The sequence below is a fragment of the Pseudomonas sp. HY7a-MNA-CIBAN-0227 genome (genome assembly GCF_040310325.1).
GTDB lineage: Bacteria > Pseudomonadota > Gammaproteobacteria > Pseudomonadales > Pseudomonadaceae > Aquipseudomonas.
Genome location: NZ_JBEOPT010000016.1, coordinates 1 through 20,589 on the forward strand (window position 1 = coordinate 1; position 20,589 = coordinate 20,589).

Consider the following 20,589-nt stretch of genomic DNA (forward strand, 5'->3'; position numbering starts at 1 on the left):
TGTGAGAGCCTGGATTCTACCGGTGGCTGGCTCTCTGCCTCTCGTTTCAAGCGTTGCGCTTATTCTATGAATTCAGGCTTGTCATATTTGTGAGCGTATTCAGGTTTATATTATCCGTGTTTGCCAAGCAACCCAATTTGCCACGCAATCCACGAAGTCCCAGAAAAAGCGGAGTATTATTATGAGTGGCTATAACGCAGTATTGGCAAGAAATACGAAAAATGCTGCAAGAAGTATAGGTCCATATTCACAAACTGTAGCGTTCTCTCATTATAACAATCTGTCAGCTCAATTGCCGATCGACCCAAAATCTGGAAAATTGGTAGCTGGCGGTGTAAAAGAGCAGGCGCTGCAATGCTTTGAAAATATCAAGGCAATTCTAGAAAGTATCGACCATGTTATGGATGATATTGTTAAAGTCAGCATATTTCTTAAAAATATTTCAGATGCTGACACTGTAAATAAAGTTTATGCAGCATTTTTTTCTGGCTATGTTCCTGTACTGACGACCGTCGCAGTTTCAGCTTTACCTATGGATGCCTTGGTGCAAGTTGAAGTGCTTGTGTCGAACGGCGAGGGTACCATTCCAAACGCGCCACAGGCAGGCGATCTAATAAAGACTACAAAGAATACGGAAAACGCACCAGTAAGCTCTCTGTCTACGCAAGCTGTAGCTTTCTCTCATTATAATAACCTGTCAGCCCAATTACCTATCGACCCAAAATCTGGGAAATTGGTAGCGGGTGGTGTGAAAGAACAGGCAGGTCAGTGCCTGAAGAATGTCAAGGCAATTTTAGAAAGTATCGACGTTCCTTTTGATGATATTGTTAAAGTAAGTATTTACCTTAAAGATCTCTCGGATATTGAAGCTGTAAACGAAGTTTATACAACATTTTTCCCAGACTCAGCTATCGCTAGGACCGTAGCCTATGTTCCTGCACGGACGGCAGTTGCAGTTTCAGCTTTGCCTATGGATGCTTTGGTGCAAATCGAAGTAGTAGTGTCACACGGAGATGGCACACCACCGCAAATTGTTGAAGATAGACATGGCCTCGTCATCAGGGCAAACAATACAGAAGACGCACCAAAAAGCGCTCTATCTACACAAACAGTAGCTTTTTCTCATTACAACCATCTTTCAGCTCAATTGCCTGTAGACCCAAAAACGGGTGAAGTGGTTGGCGGTGGTGTAAAAGAGCAGGCTGGGCAGTGCTTGAAAAATATCAAGGCAATTGTGGAAAGTATCAGCCACGTTATGGGTGATGTGGTTAAGATAAATATCTTCCTCAAAAATATCGAAGATATTGACGCTGTAGATGAGGTTTACACGACATTCTTCCCAGGCGGTATTCCTGCACGAAGAACAGTGGGTGTATCTGCTTTACTTCAAGATGCTTTGGTCCAAATCGAAGCGGTTTTGTCACACGCTGAAGGCACGCCTCCAAACGCATAACAGACATTTATTTGTCAGCGCAGAAACCGTCATGATTGCTTATTAGTGTCGGCGGTTAATGCGAGATCGCATGTAAGATTATAAAAGGAAACTGGAAGTAGTGTTCGGTTTCCTTTTTTAATAGTGCGAGGATGGTACTAAATGGTACATCTAAAACTAAATCCCCCGTTTTTCTAGAAGCGGGAACTGTCCATTGCAGGTCGGAAGCAGTCCTCTGCGAGCGTCCGCTTCTGGCCGTTTTCTGCCTCATGCGATGGGTTGCTATGGGTCCAGATTGTGTGAAAACGCATGCTCCGTTTTGCAGTCTGCGTGGCTAACCGTTTGATGAAGGCACTGTCGGCGTAGAAAAGGCTGAATTTTGCCCATCCGAGAGGCTGTAAAACAGCGTTGACGTGTTCTAGGTCGCTACCTGCGAAATTGCATCTCACTTGAGCACTCAATTGCATTGCCACGGACCAGTCGTTTGCATTCGCGCTGACCGGTCATTTGCATTCGACTTGACCACCCCGCCGGTTGGCGGAGTGGTCGGCGGTCTTTAGCTTTTCCTACTCTTGAGTTTGCGCATTGATTCGCCCTTTAGCGGAATCACATGCGCCTTGTGAACGATTCGGTCCAACACCGCATCGGCAATCGTCGGATCCGTGAAAAGGTCGTACCATTTTTCATTGGGGTACTGGCTGGTGATCAGCTAGGAGCCATTGCATGACTGCTGATCGATGACATCTCGAAGGAAGTGGCCGAGCGGGCGTTCGCCGAAGAAACATTCTGAACAAACGAAAGTTCTTATGCAGTTTAGGATGTTTCCTACATCTATTCGTTTGTCGCTTTGTTAGCGTGCTCGGAAATTTAAGCTTGTTCAGGCTAGGTATGACCTGACATCGCGTTTTTGCCTCCTCTCTCAGCTTAAGGATAAGCGTATGTTCGCACCGGCCAATGCTGCGCACTTCACGTTACTGATCCCCTCTGTTCGCAACGACTTCAAGGTACTGGCCTTTCACGGCTCTGAAGCTATCAGCAGCTTGTACGCGATCCAGGTTGAACTCGTCAGCGAGTCCCCTGATTTCGATTTGGAAAGTCTGCTCAGTCAGCCAGCGTTTCTCCAGTTCGGCCTGAATGGCGAAGGTATTCATGGGCGTATCGAAGATGTGTTTGTAGGTGAAGCGGGTAAGCGCCTGACCCGTTATCATCTGACCTTGGTGCCGGCTCTGCACTATTTGCAGTTCAGCCACAACCAACGGATATTCCAGCACCTGACGGTGCCGCAGATCGTGGCCCAAGTGCTCAACGGACACGGCATCCAGGCGGATGCGTATACCTTTCATGTCAGCACTAGCCCAGAGCGCGAATACTGTACCGAGTACGGGGAAAGCGACTTCGAGTTCATCCAGAGGCTGTGCAGTGAAGATGGAATTTCGTGGCACCACCAGCACAGCCAGGATGGCCATCAGTTGGTGTTCACTGACGATCAGACCTATTTCCCCAAGCTGGGGGGCACACCGTATCAGCAAGGCTCCGGCCTGGCCGCGGATCACCCGGTCGTCAGCCAGTTCTGGATGCGTTTTAGCACCCGAACCAGCACAACCACCCGCCGGGGCTATGATTTAAAACGCCCAAGCCAGTTGCTGGAAAGCCAATTTACCGCCGAGTTCAGTCCTGCTCTCGAAGACTACCGCTACCCGGTGCTGATCGAAAATGAAAAGCTCGGCAAACAGATTGCCCGGCAGGCCCTGGAGCGGCACCGTACCGACTACCAGTTGGCCGAGGGTAAAAGCGACCAGCCGATCCTGCGCAGTGGCCACTTCTTCGACCTGACCGAACACCCGCGTCAGCAGTGCAACGCGTTGTGGCTGCTGCTGAGTGTGACGCACTCAGGCAAGCAACCTCAGTCACTGGAGGAAGCAATCACCAGCGACGTCAAGTCCGAAGACGGCTTCACTCAAGGTTACCGCAATAGCTTCAGCGCCATCCCCTGGGACGTGTTTTACCGTCCACCGCTGGTCACGCGTAAATCGGTATTGGTCAGTCAGACTGCCCGAGTCACCGGGCCTGCTGGGGAAGAAATCTTTTGCGATGAGTACGGGCGAGTTAAGGTTGAGTTCCATTGGGACCGCGCCGAACTGGGCAGCGACAAGAGCAGTTGCTGGCTGCGGGTGTCATCCAGCTGGGGGGGGAAGGTTTCGGTTCGGTGACCATACCGCGCATCGGCATGGAAGTTGTGGTGACCTACCTGGAAGGTAATCCCGACAATCCGTTGATTACGGGTTGCGTGCCTAACAAGGTCACACCTGTGCCGTACCTCTTGCCAACGAACAAAACCAAAGCCGTGCTGCGCAGCCATAGCTCCCCGCACAGTGGTGGTTACAACGAGCTGTCGATTGAAGACCGTGCGGGACAGGAACTGATCTACCTGCGTGCTCAGCGCGATATTGAACAGGTGATCCTCAACGACAGCGACACCAAGATCGGTAACGACCGCAGCGAGCAAATTACTCGCAACAGTCACAGCCTGATCAGTAATGATCGCTTTGAGCAAGTAGATAACAACAGCTCCAGTCTGATCAATGGCGACGAGCTACACACTACCCAAGGCCTGCGTAACACGGTGATCGGTGGCAATGAACTGATCTCCATCGCCGGCAATAGCAGCACCGTGGCGGATGGAACGCTGGTGATACAGGCTGGGCCACACGCTCATGTCAGCGCCGCCAACGTGGTAATTAATGCGGGCATGAGCCTGACACTCAAGGCTGGTGGTCAGCACATTGTCATCAGCGCAGGCGGGATCTTTAGCAGCGTACCGATAGTTGTAGGCGGCGCACCGGTTGCGGGTGCAGCGGCTACGCCCGCCCTGTCGGTGATTCCTGTGGCCGCGCTGACAATGATCGTCAACACCCTCCCCATGGAAGCGCTACTCAAACAAAACGCTGTTTTCCGTGAGGCGACCTCCGGCATTTGTCCGGTGTGTGATGCCGCCCAAGAGCAGTTGGACGCCGAGGGGGCTCAAGCATGATATCCATGACCCCGAAAAAGGGGCTGCTTCTGCTTGACGGCGCTCAGTATGACGACGCTTTTGATTGGTTGAACGAGCACTACGGTCTCGACAACCCCCTGCCACTCTTCAAGGGAACACCGTACGAGCCTATTGCCGGGGCCGGACCATTTTTACTCAATGCTTCATACGGCAGTGCCGCCTATACCGAGTGGTGGGGCGGCGGTGACTTGCAACGCGGCGTATGGCTGGGCTCTCTTAAAAGCGCCAATCAATTACTTCTAATCCTGCAACGACGCTTACGCATTTTTGATGAACAGCGCCGCGAATTTTGGTTACGCCTGGCCGATGGCCCCGCGCTGAATCGCGCACGGTTGGCCGGCGCCCAATGGCCTGCTGGTTTTTGGTGTGGCGTGGATAGTGTCTGGTTGCGACATGGCGGCGACTCAGTGCGTGCATGGACGAACGAAACACCTGAGCGTGATTCTGCTATCGCGGATAAAGGTTTAGCGGCACAAATCATCTTGCCCAATGCGCTCTTGCACGCGCTCAGCTTACCCGCCAACACGGAACAGCATTCATGAACCCACCCAATCAAGCGCCCTACGGGACGTGCCCGCTTTTCGCCGCTGTTTTGCCTCTGCGCTATGCCTTGGGTCCCACGGCAGCTGTCGATATCAGTGCCCATGGTCTGCCCCCGCTGAGCGGACAGTTTCCAGATCTTGGGCCGCGCCATCCTGACCTGGCCGAGCAAGACCTTAATTACACCTCGCGCTTGCTGCGCGATGGTTGGCTCTACGTCTGGGAAAGCGCTCCAGCCAAGCTGGTGGAGTATCAGGTCGAATCAGCGCAACTCACGCAAACCTCACGGGCAGGACGGGTGATTGACACCCGAACCCAGCCACACCTACTGCTCAGAGCTGGCGATTCTGCCGGTTTGGTGTGGTCGCCAGTTCGATGGAGTGAGCCGCAGTATCAGGCAGCCAAAAAAGACCCCGCCGTGCGCCAGCGCGCCATGCGCAGTTTTGTGCCGGGTACTGCACCGTTCAGTGGCCAAGTGGACTCTATCAACAAGCAGATTGGCGAATACAGCGATGCAACTCGCTATGGCTGGAGCAGTGAGCCCGAAACGGAGCACGCGCCCAACTGGCTGAAAGTGCTCAAGCAGATGGCACGTTGCGAACAGCACACTTATGCTGTCATTGATGATGCTTGGGGCGTGCTGCTCGATCTCGCTGCGCTGATGCGCGCCCGTAAAGCGGGGTTTGACAGTTATCAGGAACATCACGCGGAAGAGTGGGCCATTGCGGGTGTTTTAAAGTCCTTGAGCGATAATGACGCGCAACTAAAAACGCAGTTGCCCTCAATCACTCGCTATGACGAGTTGAGTCTCGCCTGGGAAGACCAGAACACGCAGGAAGACCGCTATACCGCCGACATGCGCCGGCTGGCGCAGCTCTGGGTCGATTGGTTCAAAACCTTGCAAGTGAATGGCCCCTCCAGCATGGACACCGCCTGTGGCCACTTCGATATCACTCAGCCAGCCAGTCGTGAGACCTTGGAGTTGCATTTTGCTGCCGCCTGCCTAGGCCCGGCGAATACCAGCGCCGGAGCCAAGGCCATAACGCTAAGCCTTGAAGGTGATGCGCAAGGCAAACCCTGGTTGCTCTGGGCATTGCTTGGGTTACCCAAAAGGCTTGGCATTGGAGAAATAAAATACCTGATCGATTTGAGCGATGCTGCCCACGACAATGGCGCATCGCTGAAAGAAGGCGCCACTCAGTTGGCTAAAGCCTTTGGTTATGCCGAAGCGATGAACAAGGCGGCTGAAAAGCTGAGTCAACGGGCTCCGGCGTCCAGTATGGAAGCTTTATTTCTGTCCCTTGCGCCGGCTGCTGGGCTGCACTTGCACCAAGCGGAAAATGCCGCCAGCACCGCTGGGCGCATTTACATGGCCGCCGCGTTAGCTCGCAGTGGCCAGCGTATTCAGACCTTGGGTATCACACCGCGCCAACTGGGCGAGTGGTACAGCGACCTGATAGGCACCCGCAACACACTGCCTGCCAGACTCAACGTGACGCCTCTGGCCGGTGCCGTGAGCGAAAGCATTCCGTTTATGCACCTGGTACCGGCCAGCACCAAGCTGCCGCCGTTGCCGGCGAATCTGGCGGCGAGTGCTGAGTTGGGCAGTGTGTTTGATTTGAAGAGCGCATTGGGTAAAGCGCCGATCAAGTGTTTGGTAACACTGATGGCGGGGGTGAATTTTGTTTGGGCGACGGATCAGCTTTTTGAAAAGCGGACTTACCAAAGCGCATTTAGTACCGCTGGGGCAGCATTTGGCATTGGTGCTGCGGGCGCAGCGGTTGTTCAGCGAGTGGCCGAGGTTGACTGGGCTTCGGCTGTCCGCCAAAGCGGAGGCACGTCGATTTCATCACGGCTACTTTTGGCCAAGGCTTTGGGGCGCGCCGCCACTACTGCTTTGGCGCAAGGCGTCTTTCTGGCGTTCGACGTCGTGCTTTATGGGGTAGACGCCTTTGAGGCCTACAAAGCGGGCGACTTTGACACCATGGCCGTGAACTTGGCAGTCGTTGGCGCTTCGCTGGCCAGTATCAAAATTCAGGTCCAGGCGTTCCGGGCGCTACGGGTCGCACGGGCCGCGGTGATAGCCGGGGATGCGGCGACTATTGCCAGGGGGCTCAACGTAGTGCCACACCTGGGAGCCAAGCTACTGGGTCTCGCGGTGGTGATTGTGGGTGGAGTGATTACCCGGATCTATACAAAAGACACGCCGTTGGAACAGTGGGTCAAAAATAGCTATTTCGGCATTAGGAAGGATGAAGAATGGGCCCACAGCTATGCCCAATCCATGGATAGGCTCTACCCCCTTCTTTTCCCAATTAGCGTCGAGGCTTATCGGTTGGCTGAACTCAACCCTTACCAAGGGCAAGTTGTCTCCACTTACCTGTTGCTAAACCTGCCCGGTGAAAACGTGGAGCTGACCGACGGTATGATTCATTTCACCGGCCAGGAAGTTTGGGGCGACACACTCGGATATCACTCCGATAAAATCCAAAAGGTCGAGTGGACAGGTAAAGACTTTGCTCGGCATAGCGGTACCCGCGTTCCTGTGCCAGCCGGCATCACCCCTTATCGTCGTGTGTACCATGAGGACGGTGTTAGAGACTTGCGGCGCATCGAGGGCGATTTGATCTATTCCCCTCGTGAAGGACTGACGCTGCCTTCAGTGAAGATCATGGAGCGAGCTTGGATATGAATACGCCAGAGCAACCCCTTAGTAACGCGGCATCAGCAATAAAACTCGAACCGGACAAGCCCACTGGCGAACAGCCAATGGAGCTGTTTATTACTGACGAACATACCGAGTATTACCTCGCGCTAAAAGCTGGGGGAGATTCGGATCGAGGGTTGCTCACCGGTGTATTAGGTGGAATAGGTGGCTGCGCATTGGTGGGACTTGGCCTTATAGGAGCAATGCAAGGTAAGTTCGATATCACCTATATGACGTTTTCTATAGGCATACCTTTATTTCTGGTGCCGTTCCTATGGGAAACACTACGCCCATTACCTCTGCCCATCCTATTTAACCGCCGCACCCGCGAGGTGTACTTCGATCATGAAGGCGAACTGTTCCACACCCCATGGGATGGCATTAGCGCTGTTGCCAATGAGTTTCAGCTAGTGGGCACCCAAATCGGTGGAATGCAAAGCGCTTCGCTTGAAATTCGAGTGTGGAAATTTGAAGAACCGGAAAACGCACTGATGATCAGCCTTGGTGCGCCGTTCGGTAAATCACTGGCGATGCAAAAAGGTTTTTGGGAGTACATCCGTGCCTACATGAACAACGGCCCTTACTTCGACGAACACGGTAATCACAGTGAATCGGATGCGTTCGTAAAAAGCCAGCTGGACGTGCGATTTAAAATGAGCGATAGCTTCAAGCAAACCCTGGCGCAGTTAAAACAGGCGAAAAACGAGGCGGACGGCAAGAATTACTTAGGCGCCAGTGATGTTGCAAAGCTGATATTAGAGCCAATGCTCTACCCTCAGGATCGAATCCAGGAATTCACCTACAGCATTGCAAAACGCAGCTCTCGCAACCGCTGGCCAAACGTTGTTGCTGAGCGTTTGAAAGCCAATGGACCTACCACGCGTCTTGTCGATTTGGAATGCGAGATCGCGGCGAACCAATAATGTATCGGTGTGCTGCTTTCGTTTTCGAAGTTTTGCTATGCGTCGTTCTATTTACCTAAAAAATGCAACAGGTAATGGACCTTGTCCTGCCTAATATTAAAATAAAGGAAAAACATGCAAGCTATTTTTAATTTGAAAGTTTCCCTTGAAATCATGAGTTGGGCGTGTGGAAGCTTAGTCGTGACTTCGATTCTTCTTTTTTTTCCGATTCTTCAGTTCCAGAATTATTTTGGGTTGTGGTTGGTAGGCGCGTCGATCTTGGTAGCTGTAATACTTTTCGTCACTTGCTCCTTCGCAAGGCGTGATCATAAAGTGAGCATTTCAATCGTTCCGGAAGGGTTGATGTTTCGCGATGAGGCCGATGGTTATAATCGCCAAGATCTGATCCAATTTGAAAAAATACGTTCGATCCACGCTCGCCGGAATCCATTTTTTCAATCACTTATTATTGACTTGAAAGAACAGAACCAACAATTTACGCTGAGTAATGTATTGCTCCCCAAAGATTTTATTTCGCAGGTGCAGGCGCGAATTGGCGGTACAATCTCTCACGTTTGACGCCGTGCTATTTTGGGATAGAAGGTGATGTTGCGGTTATTAAGTGGGAATGCCTGTTTTGGTGCTTGTCTGGTACACGCTAACCAAAACTTGTTGAAGTTGAAAGTAAAATATTAAATCAAAAAATAAAGGCATGGAAAACTCCATGCCTTTGTTTTAATTGATTCCGATTGGCTTATCATTTTTGTCATAGCAAATTGGATACTCGCAGTGCCCGCCTGCATTGAGTACTTCTAGTTCGTAGACTGCTGGCAGGTATTGCTTAAGCTCCTCCTTTAGCACTTTCTTACCGTTGATCGTGCATTCATCATCTGCGCGCGGGTTGCACCAGGCTTCTTTTACGTCGATTGTTTGTGTGGGTTTTGTCATGGGCGTTTTTTCGATCTGTGGCTCGTCATCGACTGACTCACCACTCGTTACATTCGCATCCAACGAGTAGGCAGCAATAGCGTCTTTTGCGCTCGTTTTGCTGATGCCGTGATCTAGCAAAAAGTCCTGAAGTATTTTTCGGGATTGAGCGTAGGTAACCTCTTGAGTAAGCCGACACCTATTAGATACGCCCTTCCGGTAGCTGGGGTGCTATTTCACAACACAAAAGCGACTGAAAACATTCGCGAGGACGTGAGGCGGAGAGTGGTTCGCAGGGTAAGTATAGAGGCTGTCATAAAACTGGCATAACCGAGCCAAAACCACCCAATCAGACACAAAAAAGGCACTTGCGATAAACGCTAAGTGCCTGATTTGTATAGCTTATTTGGTGGGCCGGGGTAATCTGAACAGGCATTGTATCTATATGATTTACCTGCAAAAAAGCATATTAAATTTTTCTTTGGAATACCATTTGGAATACCAATCATCGAGGAACTGCTCAGCGTATTAATCATCACTCCTGCGGTTTTTGGAAAGGTGGGTCCCGCGCTCGGACTCCTGTGTTATCAGTAGCTCCAGCATTTGAGGGCGTTTCATGTCCTGGTCTTCGGCCATTCGGTCAAGCAGCTCAATTGCCTTATCAGAAAGCGTGAAGTTGTACTGTTTCTTTTTCTTTCCTTCGAGCCTTTCTAAGTATTTCTGACGATTCCAGCTTTGGCGGATGCTTTGGACGATATCCTTCCTTTCACGCTCTCGCAGATCCGTCGTATCGAAAAACACTAGCAGCTCTCGATAATTCTCAAATGGAAGGGGGCGCCTGAAGAGTGCCCGTCGCTCGTTCTTCTCGATCCAACGCCACGCGTACTCGCACCTGCTGTTTCCCTCCTTTTTATCTGAGAACCACTTGAGCTGAGTGTCCAAGGCCTTGTGCCGTCGCCATTGCGCGTGAAGCCTGTCCAATGCAGCGGCCTTATTTGAAAGGCTTTCATCCCAAAGGTCAGCGATCCCTACCACGAGGTTTCGTCCCTTCAACCTTGGGAGTGATTGGAAATCCCTGAGATCGCTGAGATCCTCCAGTCTTGGTAAGAGCCAAGCTATAAGTCGAGCATCTTCACCGATCCAGTCGAAATGCTCGTTTGGTAGCAAGGTGCGGGTCATCTCTTCCTGAATGTTTCCTACGAGGATGTCTTCCCGCCCATTCAGGTATTCCGTAGTGATTTCGCGCATATCGTCACTATTGCAAGTCGCCGGATCAAAGCTCGCCGCCTCGTAAGATTGCAGATGCAGCCAGAGCCAAATGCTGCGGCGCAAATCATGAAGTGTATTTCCATGCACCAGGTTGAGGGCAGTTGTGTTTTTGGGATTCATTCTCAATTATTCCTGTGACGCTCTCCGTAATATGACAATTCTATACAACATCTATAAAAAAAATAGCAAAAAACCATCGTAAATCTAGGCCGATTCTAGTCATTGTCTATGGCATAGCAATTATCCTTCTACCCCCATGAATGCGGGCCAAATCCCGTATTCATTTATAACTGGAAGCCGCGTTTAAAGTTTACTTGGGGTTGGCCAGCGTTGATCTAGGTTCTGGGCCTAGCGACTTGACCATTGTTTGGCTTATCTAGTGGTAGGTTTTCAATCAGTTTTGGCCTTTGGCGACAGGGTCGATATGCCGCTCGGAACCACGTCGTGATGACTCCAAATGTGCGGTGCCTCGCTGGTACTGAGCTCAGTGGAAATAGCCCCAAGGGCAGCGTCGAGAACGAGATTCAGCTCGTAGCTCGGAGCCATGCCTCGGTAAATAAAAAAGAAGGTTGCGGATCCTCTGAGCTAACAGAGGAGCGTGCTCATGAGGATCATCCGCTTGAAAGAAGTCATCGATTCAACCGGCCTGGCAAGGTCGACGATTTACAAGTTCATCGGGGATGGCAACTTTCCGAAGCCGGTCTCGTTAGGCGATCGCTGCGTTGGTTGGGTAGAGGGTGAAGTAACCGACTGGATCCTCGCCAGGATCGAGGAGCGTGATTTGGCTGCGCGCGCGTGACCCAACAAACCATGGCGAGTAAGTCTTACCATCAAGCATGATGCGCCATGACCAGCTTGCTGTTGGTCATGGTGTTTATGCCGACTGGTCATCAGCTCTCAGCTAACTCCCACAGAAGACTAATTGGCAAATTCCCCGGCTGGCTTGGCAATGTTGATCCACCTAGCCTGGTTTGGACGAGGGTGATCACTTGAGGCTGAGCTGTATCTAGTTATATAGCTCCTAGGTAGACATTCACTACCAATCTACTAGCCATGAGACACTCATCAACTACCAATGGATAATCACCCTATGGTCCAGTCATCGCTGGTTATAAAGGGGCGGTTGCAGGAGCTGAGTGCAACACGGTTATTGAATTGAAGCAGGAGCCTCATGTTGCAAGCCCATGAGCTGAGTGAATACCTCGATCGGACACAGCCAGTTAAATCGCTTGCGTGGTCGGATGTTCAGCAAATACGCAAACTTATCCAGTTCCTCTTGGCTGTGCTTGGACAGATCGGTTCCCTTCGGCAAAAACTGGCGGACAAGGCCGTTGGTGTTCTCATTGGTCCCACGTTGCCATGGGCTGTGCGGGTCAGCAAAGTAAACAGCGATGCCCGTCTTCTGAGTCAGCTCGGCGTGCTTGGCCATTTCCTTACCCTGGTCATACGTCATGCTTTTACGCGCTGCCAGCGGCATACCATTGAGCGCCGCGCTGAACCCTTCGACCGCCGATGTCGCCGTAGCGTCATTCATTTTCACCAGCATCAAATAGCCGCTGGAGCGCTCAACGAGTGTCCCGACCGCCGAGGCGTTGTTCTTCCCCTTGATCAAGTCGCCCTCCCAATGCCCCGGCATCAAACGGTCTTCAACCTCTGGCGGGCGCAGGTGAATACTGACCATATCGGGAATCTGGCCGCGACGGTCAACGCCACCAACGCGCGGTCTGCGCGTGCTCTTGCCTTGTCGCAGACACTGCACCAGCTCCTTGCGCAACTCCCCCACGGGCATCGCATAGATCGCTTTATAAATGGTTTCCCGGCAAACGTAGGCTTCTTCAAAATTGATCTTCATGACGCGCAGCTTGCCCGCGATTTGTTCTGGAGAAAAGCGTTCTCGAAGCAAATGAAGCACCAGCTCGAAACGTTCATTGCCCATGACCAATTTTCTGGCCGGGCGGCAAACTTTACGGCGCTCGCGAGTGTGAGCCTGTGCAACGTGGGCAACGTAACCCCCATTGAGAGACCGATTACGACGAAGCTCGCGGCTGATAGTCGAAGGGCTTCGGCCAAGCAGTCGAGCTATCTCGCGCTGACTAAGATCCTGATATTGCCCGACCTGGATCGTGGCGCGCTCTTCGATGCTGAGTTCTGTATAGGACATGGCGGCACCTTACCGGAGGGTGAGGTGTTGCACTCAGTTTTCGCGGCTGCCAGGGAATAGGTCACCGGTTATAAATTGCACAGTCGGTATCTGGTATGTGAACAACCAACCAGGTACCGAACCATGACCAATTGCAACCCCTACACCAGTCTTTCCCAATCAGATATCGCCATCCAGATCGAGAGACTCGTCAAGTCCATCGAGCAATACGATACTCCAGCATTCCGGTTGACAGGTGCACGCTTAGGTCATGAGCAAATTGAGCCGACTAGGCTCTCTAGGCACTTCATTAATATCCAGCAAATGATTGACCTATTCGGTGACAGTTACGAATACCGTTACAGCGAACACCTGCAAGCATTCTGGGACGCCTGTCAGGATATCGGTCTGGAGCGGAGCCCTACCGGCCCTATCTGCCTGAACGAGAGCGCTACGGCATATCTGAGTCATCACAGCAGTATGAACGTACTGGTCGCCCGGATCCGTCAGTTGACTCGTGAGCAATGGTATCGCCGTCAGAAGGGGGACCGTCGCTATGAGGCCAATCAGCAGGCGGACCGTGTGTGTGACTACTCGGACGCTATGGTTGATCGCTACTCGCGTACCCTGATCATCAGGGTCAATCTGTATTACCACCAGAGGGTTCAAGCTAGGCAGCGTATCGAGCAAGTATTCGACGATCTAGACCGGTTGGTTGTTGTGCGTGAACGTAACCCGATTTTCGACCACCTCATTGGCTATATCTGTGCGGTTGAGCAGGGGGAGGATCGTGGCTACCACATTCATGCGGCTTTCTTCTTCAACGGTAACGAAGTGCGCGGAGACATCTATAAGGCGCAGCAAATTGGTAAGCTGTGGGAGAGCATTACGCGAGGACAGGGCTACTACGATAGCTGTAACCACGACAAGGAGAGGTACGGAGATATGTGTGCTGTTGGGCTAATCCTGCGGAGCGACCAAGATATCCGCGTCCATATCCATTACGCGATGTGCTATTTGGTCAAGGATGATCAGCACTTGCGCTTGAGACCTCCCAGGGCTAAGGGCGTGCGCATTGGGCAATTGAGCCGATTAGTGAAGGGCTAGTGGGTTCAGTAATTCGCAGGGAGTGTCTCGCGCATGCCTACCCTTGCATGGCTAGGGCAGCCCAGTAGGGACGGCGCTCCGATAGGTCCAACCTCTGCTTGCCTTGCCGTAACTCATGGTGTCAAATCACCGGCTGCCTTCGAAGGGCGGATTGTGAACTTCAGGACAAGGCGAGCACCATGCCAACACTGCATTGGGTGGGAAAGGATCAAGTCCGAAACCATCATCGGGACGTACCCTACCGCGTGCTGCGCGACAATTACAAATTCGAAGCACCTCAACCTGCTCCGAAAAACAGCCTCGAAAATCGCATTATCCAAGGCGACAATCTTGAGGCGCTGAAAAGCCTATTGCCCGAATTTGAGGGTAGGGTGAAATGTGTCTATATCGATCCACCCTACAACACAGGGAATGAAAGCTGGGTTTATAACGACAATGTTAACGATCCCCGCATAAAGCGGTGGTTGGGTAAGGTAGTCGGAAAAGAAAATGAGGATATGAGCCGTCAAGATAAATGGCTCTGCATGATGTACCCGAGACTCAAATTGTTGCATCGATTGCTTTCGGAGGACGGCTCAATTTGGGTTTCGATTGATGACAATGCCGTTGGAATTCTCCGCCCAATACTCGATGAAATTTTCGGCGTTGGAAATTTTGTTACCTGTGTAATTTGGGAAAAAGCTGATTCACCACGAAATTCGGCCAACCAATTCTCAACAGACCATGACTACATTCTTGTTTATTCTAAACGCCCGAATTGGGTTCCTGCACGCCTAGCTCGAACCGCTGAGTCCGATTCAATTTATACGAATGATGATGACGATCCAAACGGTCCTTGGATTCCCGGCGACCCTTTTGCGAACAAACCATATTCGAAAGGTTTGTTTACGATTACTGGTCCCACTGGACGTCAGTTCAGTCCTCCTCCAGGCAGATATTGGCGGGTTTCCGAAGAGCGCTTAAGGGCGCTGGACGCGGAGGGTCGTGTCTGGTGGGGTCCAAAAGGTGAGGCCCGACCGAGCATCAAGCGCTATTTGAATGAAGTTGGCGACCTTGTGCCTCGCACGCTGTGGAAGAAAGATGTCGGCAGTAACCGTACCTCCAAAAATGAGATGCGGGCGATTTTCTCGGATACATCCTCCTTTGATACGCCTAAACCCAGCACGCTTATTGGACGAATTTTGGACATCGCGGCTGACGATGATTCCATCATCCTCGACTCCTTTGCAGGATCTGGCACTACAGCGCATGCAGTGCTGAAAGCGAACGCTCAAGACGAAGGGTCTCGTCGATTTGTTCTGATTGAGTTGATGGATTACGCCGAGTCGCTCACAGCGGAACGGGTGAGGCGTGTTATTTCCGGTTACGGAGACGGGACAAAGCAGGTGGCTGGTCTAGGAGGCGGGTTCACCTATCAGACTCTTGCCGAACCTCTTTTCGTTGAGTACGGAAACTTAAACCCCGAAGCTGGTCTGGCTGCGATTCGAGATTATGTGGCATGGCAGGAGGGGATTTATCAGCAGTTTCGTGCGGATTATGAAGAGGCTAAGCACCGTTATTGGCTCGGGGAGGCAAACGGGCTACGTGTCTTTTTTGCGTATGAAGCCGATGCCATCACCACCTTTGACCTAGATCTGCTGGCAGAACTCGTGCAAACCGTTGGTCCAGTGCTTGTTTATGCAGACCAATTGGCGCTAGGCGAAGATTTTATGAGACGGCATAGCATTGGTTTCAAGAAGATACCCCGTGATATCGCCAGACTCTGAGGATTTGAAATGCAGTTGAACCCCTACCAGAGTCAGGTCATCGAGGATCTGGAGCTTTACCTCCGTCGGTGGACTGCCTGTGATGACGCTAAGTTAGCGTACCGTGCCCATTGGGACGCTCAAGGCGCTACCAAAATGCCGGGATACCAAGATGCCCCGCATGGTGCCCCACAGGTGTGTGCCAAAGTCCCTACGGCAGGTGGAAAGACTTATATAGGTCTACATGCTGTATCCAGCGTTTTCAAAGCTCTTCAGCGTCGTCAAGGTGACGCGCGCCTGTGCTTGTGGCTGGTGCCTTCACTTTCGATCCTTGATCAAGTCCTTCGGGCTTTGCGCAATTCTGATCACCCCTACAGGCAGAGTCTCAACAGGCTGTTTGAAGGTCGGGTCAGCATCATGGATAAGCGTGACCTCCTTTCAGGGCATCTTTCAAGGGATGAGGTTGAGGACGGTCTTGTATTAGCCGTTCTTACCTATGACAGCCTGAAAGCACGCAATAAAGATGACCGAAAGCTGTACCAAGAAAACAGCTCGTTGGACGACTTGTCTTCCACGGCTGTCGCGGTAGGTGAGGGTGTTGATCCGTATTCCCTTGTCGCCTCAATGGCTGGACTTGCACCCGTCGTCATCGTTGATGAAAGCCACAACGTCACCAGTAGTCTGTCTCAGGACATGCTCCGCAATCTCAACCCAAGCTTCGTTTTTGAGTTGACTGCCACCCCAAGAGCCGGCGCAAACATCATTAGCTTCGTCGATGCGATGGTTATGCGGGATCAGCACATGGTCAAGCTTCCCGTCATCGTTCGAAACCTTCCAAGCAGAAGCTCAGTTATCGCTCATGCTATTGACCTGCGTGCGCGACTCGAAGCAGAAGCTCAGGCTGAGCAAGCCCGTGGTGGTTCTTACATCAGACCTATCGTATTGATCCAAGCGGAGACCAAGGTAAAAGCTGACGCGAAGACGTTCGAGCATGCAAAGGCAGAATTGCTCGAGCATGGGGTGCCAGAAGACTGGATTAAGATCAAAACCGCAGAAAAGGACGAATTGAGTGGATTAGATCTTATGTCTGCTCAATGCCCGGTAAGGTTTGTAATCACCGTCAACGCTTTGAAAGAAGGGTGGGATTGCCCATTTGCCTACGTGCTTGCCACGCTAGCTGATCGGTCTTCGCCGGTAGATGTAGAGCAAATTCTAGGTCGAATTCTGAGACAGCCTTACGTTCGCGCTCATGGTCACGAACCGTTGAACATGAGCTACGTACTGACTGCTTCCACTGTGTTCAGTAGCACGTTGGAAAAAATTGTTGCCGGTCTCAATCGAGCCGGATTTAGTCGTAACGATTTCAGAACCCCTGACTTGATAGAGGCTGAAGTGAAGCCCGCTTCACAGCCTACTGTAGCGTCTGGTCAGAAACAGGAACAGACTGCTCCACTATCCCTTTTTGACGCAGTTAGTAGCTCCGATAATTACTCTGAAAGCACTGCTGTGGTTTCAGAAGAGAAGCCAGTGCAGGAAGAGAGTTTTCTGGAAGTAACGCTTAAAGCCGTTCATCAGGCACATGCTGAATTGGTGGCGTCGAAGGCTGATCCGTCCAGTTCGCACGTTCCTGTTGAAGTGAGAGGCGCAATGGATTTGTACCCGGTTCGTCCAGAGTTCATCGAAGAGATCCGAGAGTTGAGATTGCCTCAATTCTACCGGGAAGCGCCGGCAGGTCTCATTTTTGCTGATGCAGATGGTGGCGTTCTTCTTGATAAATCACAGTTGCTCGATCATGAGTTTCATCTGGTGGACTGTGACGTGAATGATTTCGTCGTGGCTCCTACTGCCGGAGACTTGGTAAAGCTCGATCTTTTGAAGGTAGGTAGCTCTCAGGGGGATTACGAGCCTACGCGTGTACGTCTGAAGGATACTGAAATTCGGAAATGGAAGGACTACCTTTCAAGACTTGATCCGGAAGCGAAAAGGCGTCAACTGACCGGCTTGGTTGGTAATTGGCTTGGAAAAATGCCCCCTCTAGCTGAAAGCGATCTGCAGGCTTACATCCGCAAAATCCTCAGTCGACTCAGTGCTGGTCAGTTGGATGAGGTTGTAGAGCAACAACACGCATACGTGGAAAGCCTTCGACAACGCGTCCGCAACGAGATGCTAGTGTTCTCGCGTCGCCGTTTCAAGCAGTGGATTGACCTTCAGAAGATCGATACGCGTGCGTCCTTCGCGTTTCCAGTCGAGATTTCACTGCGTCAAAAAGCGCCAGTTGGGGCTGAAAACTCCCTGTACGTCCGAGAAGAGAAGGGCAACGGTTTAGAAGAACGTATGTCTGAATTTCTTTCAGATTGTGAAAACGTTCGGTGGTGGCACCGTAACCAAAGTGGACGCGGGTTCTACCTAAATGGACCGATAAACCATTTCCCTGACTTTGTGCTACGTCTTCATTCTGGCTTGATAATTCTGCTCGAAACCAAGGGTGGAGATCGCGATAACTCTGACTCAGATGCCAAAATCGAGTTGGGGCAGATTTGGGAAAAATGCGCGGGTCGTGGCTATCGTTATTTGATGGTCTTCGAAAACAGCCCACCATCGGGTGCCTATTCTTGGGCTTCCGCCTGCGAACTCCTAAGAAACCTTTGAAACGGTGGGGCTCATTTTGAAAATGAAGTGATCCCCCCTTTTTGATGAATGTGCAGAAGGCTTAAGGTCTCGAAAACGGGATCAACGATCCTCAAAAAAGGTAAGCCGTAAGCGTCTGCCAAACATACCTACAGCTCCTAACATTAAGGGTAATTGTGTCCGCGTATTTTAAGCGGACACAATTACCCTTAATGTTGGGATCGCCATGTGCCAATGACACACTTACTCAAAATCCTTCAAAGCCCAAGTCGTTCAAGAATGCCAGCAACTTGGCGTATCCGTTGCTGGTGTCGCGTTGAGTCACGGGATCAAATGCCAATGTCGTGCACAGATGGATATCGACTGTGGATTCAATGTAAGCGTCCGTCGAACTCACCCGCCCAAATAGATGGTGTCTAAATAAGTGTCCACCATCTCCCTGAGCGTTGGGGGCTGGCCGGACAGTTACATTACACGCGGACAGCTGCCTTTGTTAAAAAAGCGCACGTCGCCGGTCGAGTCGCGGAGCGACGACGTGCGCTTTTTGATGGGAGGTTCCTCACTCAGTTATCGATTTCGTGATGTGGATTACACATCCAAGAATTGGACCAGACACATTGTTACGGAAGGGCCCTCATGATCGGTCTCGTCAATCTTCGAAACTCGAGCGCATCGGTGATACCCTTGCGACCCGTTACCGGGCCGCTCAGCTACATAAACGAAGCTCCAGAATGCGCTAAGGTCTACTGCCGGACTTTATAGTTTCCTCTTTGTCGATCTTCGCGACGACGAGCTGCCGTACATATCATCTCCTCCACTAGGTAACTCGTTTGCTAGCTGAGACAGCATGACAATCGCTTGCTCCAGCTTAAGCTTATGGGCATAACTTATTCTGGATGATCCGTATCGATCATTTTCCTCAGACGCTTGAGAAGCAGCCTCATTTCGGCTAACTTTGGCTTGCTTTAACCCATAGCTAAAGCTTGAAGTGACCAATGGGAGCAGCTCTACCTCAACCACTCCCACATGCCCGAATTTTTTAGCGAGACTCTCTATGCCGCTCCGTTCCAGGGCTTTAAGTTCTTCATATGAGATATCAGAGGTCGGTGAAGAAAGCTGATCTTCAACACAAGCAATATCTCGATAGATCTTGTAACCGAGCCCTCCAAGCGCCGCCATGATTTCGTTCGGCGACTGAAGCGCAGCGTAAAGCGCATACCAAAAAACGATTTCAGGATTTCCTGACTGCTTGAGGAGTTCTAGGTGCTCCAATGACCCCGGTGCAACTTGTGTCGCGATAAATGCGCAGATAGCCGCCAGGGGTTCATCGCCATGTGACGAGGTCGCTAAAAGTAACGCTTCTTGCAGATAAGTGCCGCGCTCCTCCCGTGTAGATTGAGAAAGGGCATCTAGACTGATTTCAAACCCGAAGGCGCCTGACAACCGGCTCCAGTAGGAACTTAGCAAGTCCCTATCCTTCCGGTTTATTGTATACGCTAAATTTGCAGCCTCACCGGTAGGAGGCAGGCCGATAGATATCTGCGCGTAAGCGTTAAGCGCACCAATTTCTGCGGAAACTATGTGGCGGAGATTATCCGATGGCACCTGAGAGTTAATGAGGCCGTAAGTATCGAACCACCGATCCGCAACTCTATCGAAATTCTGCGCTGCCGTTCTGGCAGTCAAGGCCTTCCCCCAGGCGTACGCAAGTGTTCTCTTACAAGCTGCAGAGCTTAGCTGACGCAAGCCCAGCCTACCTTCGGAGTGCATTGTGGCTTCTGCCATCGAGACAGACACTATTGCGGCTATTGAGCTATCCGACAACTTCATAGGCGAAGATGAAAAGTAACTTTCAGCATCACTTGATAATACAATGCGACTGAATGCCGAGACAGGTGCAGACGCTGATGGACTTGAGTTCACAGCAGTGAAAATAAAATTCAGGACACTGTCCGTGGCTACAATTGTACTTGGGAAAAAATAGTCAATGGACGGTTCTTCTCGCCAATAGGCATGTATAACATCTTCCTCCATCGCAGGCTCGGCGTAAGATATTCGCTGTGCTTTTTTAATGATCTTTTTGTTACTTCCTAGCCAAAACTCAACAAAATCACGCTTGGAAAATTTAAGATGCCACATA

13 protein-coding genes and 2 pseudogenes are annotated in these 20,589 nt (G+C 51.3%); 10 read left to right on the forward strand and 5 right to left on the reverse strand.

What is annotated here, in order from left to right; translation table 11 throughout:
• Positions 1-181 precede the first annotated feature (181 nt).
• A complete protein-coding gene (locus tag AAEZ06_RS22045) occupies positions 182-1,453 on the forward strand; it encodes a Rid family detoxifying hydrolase (protein ID WP_149413257.1) in 1,272 nt (423 codons plus the stop codon).
• Positions 1,454-1,988: 535 nt separating this feature from the next.
• Here AAEZ06_RS22045 and AAEZ06_RS22050 read toward each other — a convergent pair.
• Positions 1,989-2,195, reverse strand: a pseudogene (locus AAEZ06_RS22050) (ATP-binding protein); the annotation flags it as partial.
• A gap of 175 nt (positions 2,196-2,370) precedes the next feature.
• On the opposite strand from AAEZ06_RS22050, the pseudogene AAEZ06_RS22055 reads away from it, so the two are divergent.
• The 5 genes and pseudogenes from AAEZ06_RS22055 to AAEZ06_RS22075 all read left to right on the forward strand — a co-directional run bounded on the left by AAEZ06_RS22055 (position 2,371) and on the right by AAEZ06_RS22075 (position 9,212).
• Positions 2,371-4,463 (forward strand): annotated as a pseudogene (locus AAEZ06_RS22055) (type VI secretion system Vgr family protein).
• Between the two features lie 5 nt (positions 4,464-4,468).
• Positions 4,469-5,026, forward strand: a complete 558-nt coding sequence (locus AAEZ06_RS22060; RefSeq protein WP_350616220.1) for a DUF4123 domain-containing protein — start codon at positions 4,469-4,471, stop codon at positions 5,024-5,026.
• Positions 5,023-7,716, forward strand: coding sequence for a toxin VasX (locus AAEZ06_RS22065; RefSeq protein ID WP_350616222.1), 2,694 nt, complete (start codon positions 5,023-5,025; stop codon positions 7,714-7,716). Before AAEZ06_RS22060 ends, AAEZ06_RS22065 begins: the two co-directional genes overlap by 4 nt.
• Positions 7,713-8,654 carry a hypothetical protein gene (locus AAEZ06_RS22070; protein ID WP_350616319.1) on the forward strand — a complete coding sequence of 314 codons (942 nt, stop codon included), beginning with the start codon at positions 7,713-7,715 and terminating at the stop codon, positions 8,652-8,654. Before AAEZ06_RS22065 ends, AAEZ06_RS22070 begins: the two co-directional genes overlap by 4 nt.
• A gap of 114 nt (positions 8,655-8,768) precedes the next feature.
• Positions 8,769-9,212, forward strand: a complete 444-nt coding sequence (locus AAEZ06_RS22075; RefSeq protein ID WP_149413254.1) for a hypothetical protein — start codon at positions 8,769-8,771, stop codon at positions 9,210-9,212.
• A gap of 156 nt (positions 9,213-9,368) precedes the next feature.
• Here AAEZ06_RS22075 and AAEZ06_RS22080 read toward each other — a convergent pair whose 3' ends face one another.
• Entirely contained in the window at positions 9,369-9,701 is a 333-nt protein-coding gene (locus tag AAEZ06_RS22080; protein ID WP_256666210.1) for a hypothetical protein, read from the reverse strand.
• Positions 9,702-10,088: 387 nt separating this feature from the next.
• Positions 10,089-10,949 (reverse strand): hypothetical protein, encoded by an 861-nt coding sequence (locus AAEZ06_RS22085; protein ID WP_350616225.1) that lies wholly within the window; start codon positions 10,947-10,949, stop codon positions 10,089-10,091.
• A 484-nt stretch (positions 10,950-11,433) separates the two neighbouring features.
• Between AAEZ06_RS22085 and AAEZ06_RS22090 the strand changes: the two genes are divergently transcribed.
• A complete protein-coding gene (locus tag AAEZ06_RS22090) occupies positions 11,434-11,628 on the forward strand; it encodes an AlpA family transcriptional regulator (RefSeq protein WP_350616227.1) in 195 nt (64 codons plus the stop codon).
• Positions 11,629-11,976: 348 nt separating this feature from the next.
• Here AAEZ06_RS22090 and AAEZ06_RS22095 read toward each other — a convergent pair whose 3' ends face one another.
• Positions 11,977-12,990, reverse strand: a complete 1,014-nt coding sequence (locus tag AAEZ06_RS22095; protein ID WP_350616229.1) for an IS30 family transposase — start codon at positions 12,988-12,990, stop codon at positions 11,977-11,979.
• Between the two features lie 123 nt (positions 12,991-13,113).
• Here AAEZ06_RS22095 and AAEZ06_RS22100 point away from each other — a divergent pair, with 123 nt between their 5' ends.
• From AAEZ06_RS22100 to AAEZ06_RS22110, 3 genes are all read left to right on the forward strand, one after another.
• Positions 13,114-14,076 (forward strand): YagK/YfjJ domain-containing protein, encoded by a 963-nt coding sequence (locus AAEZ06_RS22100; protein WP_350616231.1) that lies wholly within the window; start codon positions 13,114-13,116, stop codon positions 14,074-14,076.
• A gap of 179 nt (positions 14,077-14,255) precedes the next feature.
• Positions 14,256-15,842, forward strand: a complete 1,587-nt coding sequence (locus AAEZ06_RS22105; RefSeq protein WP_350616233.1) for a site-specific DNA-methyltransferase — start codon at positions 14,256-14,258, stop codon at positions 15,840-15,842.
• A gap of 9 nt (positions 15,843-15,851) precedes the next feature.
• Positions 15,852-18,470 (forward strand): DEAD/DEAH box helicase, encoded by a 2,619-nt coding sequence (locus AAEZ06_RS22110; RefSeq protein WP_350616235.1) that lies wholly within the window; start codon positions 15,852-15,854, stop codon positions 18,468-18,470.
• 735 nt (positions 18,471-19,205) lie between these two features.
• Here AAEZ06_RS22110 and AAEZ06_RS22115 read toward each other — a convergent pair.
• Positions 19,206-20,588 carry a hypothetical protein gene (locus AAEZ06_RS22115; RefSeq protein WP_350616237.1) on the reverse strand — a complete coding sequence of 461 codons (1,383 nt, stop codon included), beginning with the start codon at positions 20,586-20,588 and terminating at the stop codon, positions 19,206-19,208.
• Position 20,589: the final 1 nt, after the last annotated feature.

Coding starts and splice junctions, on each gene's coding strand:
- AAEZ06_RS22045 (WP_149413257.1), top strand. CDS start 182: ATGAGTGGCTATAACGCAGTATTGGCAAGAAATACGAAAAATGCTGCA.
- AAEZ06_RS22060 (WP_350616220.1), top strand. CDS start 4,469: ATGACCCCGAAAAAGGGGCTGCTTCTGCTTGACGGCGCTCAGTATGAC.
- AAEZ06_RS22065 (WP_350616222.1), top strand. CDS start 5,023: ATGAACCCACCCAATCAAGCGCCCTACGGGACGTGCCCGCTTTTCGCC.
- AAEZ06_RS22070 (WP_350616319.1), top strand. CDS start 7,713: ATGAATACGCCAGAGCAACCCCTTAGTAACGCGGCATCAGCAATAAAA.
- AAEZ06_RS22075 (WP_149413254.1), top strand. CDS start 8,769: ATGCAAGCTATTTTTAATTTGAAAGTTTCCCTTGAAATCATGAGTTGG.
- AAEZ06_RS22085 (WP_350616225.1), bottom strand. CDS start 10,949: ATGAATCCCAAAAACACAACTGCCCTCAACCTGGTGCATGGAAATACA.
- AAEZ06_RS22090 (WP_350616227.1), top strand. CDS start 11,434: ATGAGGATCATCCGCTTGAAAGAAGTCATCGATTCAACCGGCCTGGCA.
- AAEZ06_RS22095 (WP_350616229.1), bottom strand. CDS start 12,990: ATGTCCTATACAGAACTCAGCATCGAAGAGCGCGCCACGATCCAGGTC.
- AAEZ06_RS22100 (WP_350616231.1), top strand. CDS start 13,114: ATGACCAATTGCAACCCCTACACCAGTCTTTCCCAATCAGATATCGCC.
- AAEZ06_RS22105 (WP_350616233.1), top strand. CDS start 14,256: ATGCCAACACTGCATTGGGTGGGAAAGGATCAAGTCCGAAACCATCAT.
- AAEZ06_RS22110 (WP_350616235.1), top strand. CDS start 15,852: ATGCAGTTGAACCCCTACCAGAGTCAGGTCATCGAGGATCTGGAGCTT.
- AAEZ06_RS22115 (WP_350616237.1), bottom strand. CDS start 20,588: ATGTGGCATCTTAAATTTTCCAAGCGTGATTTTGTTGAGTTTTGGCTA.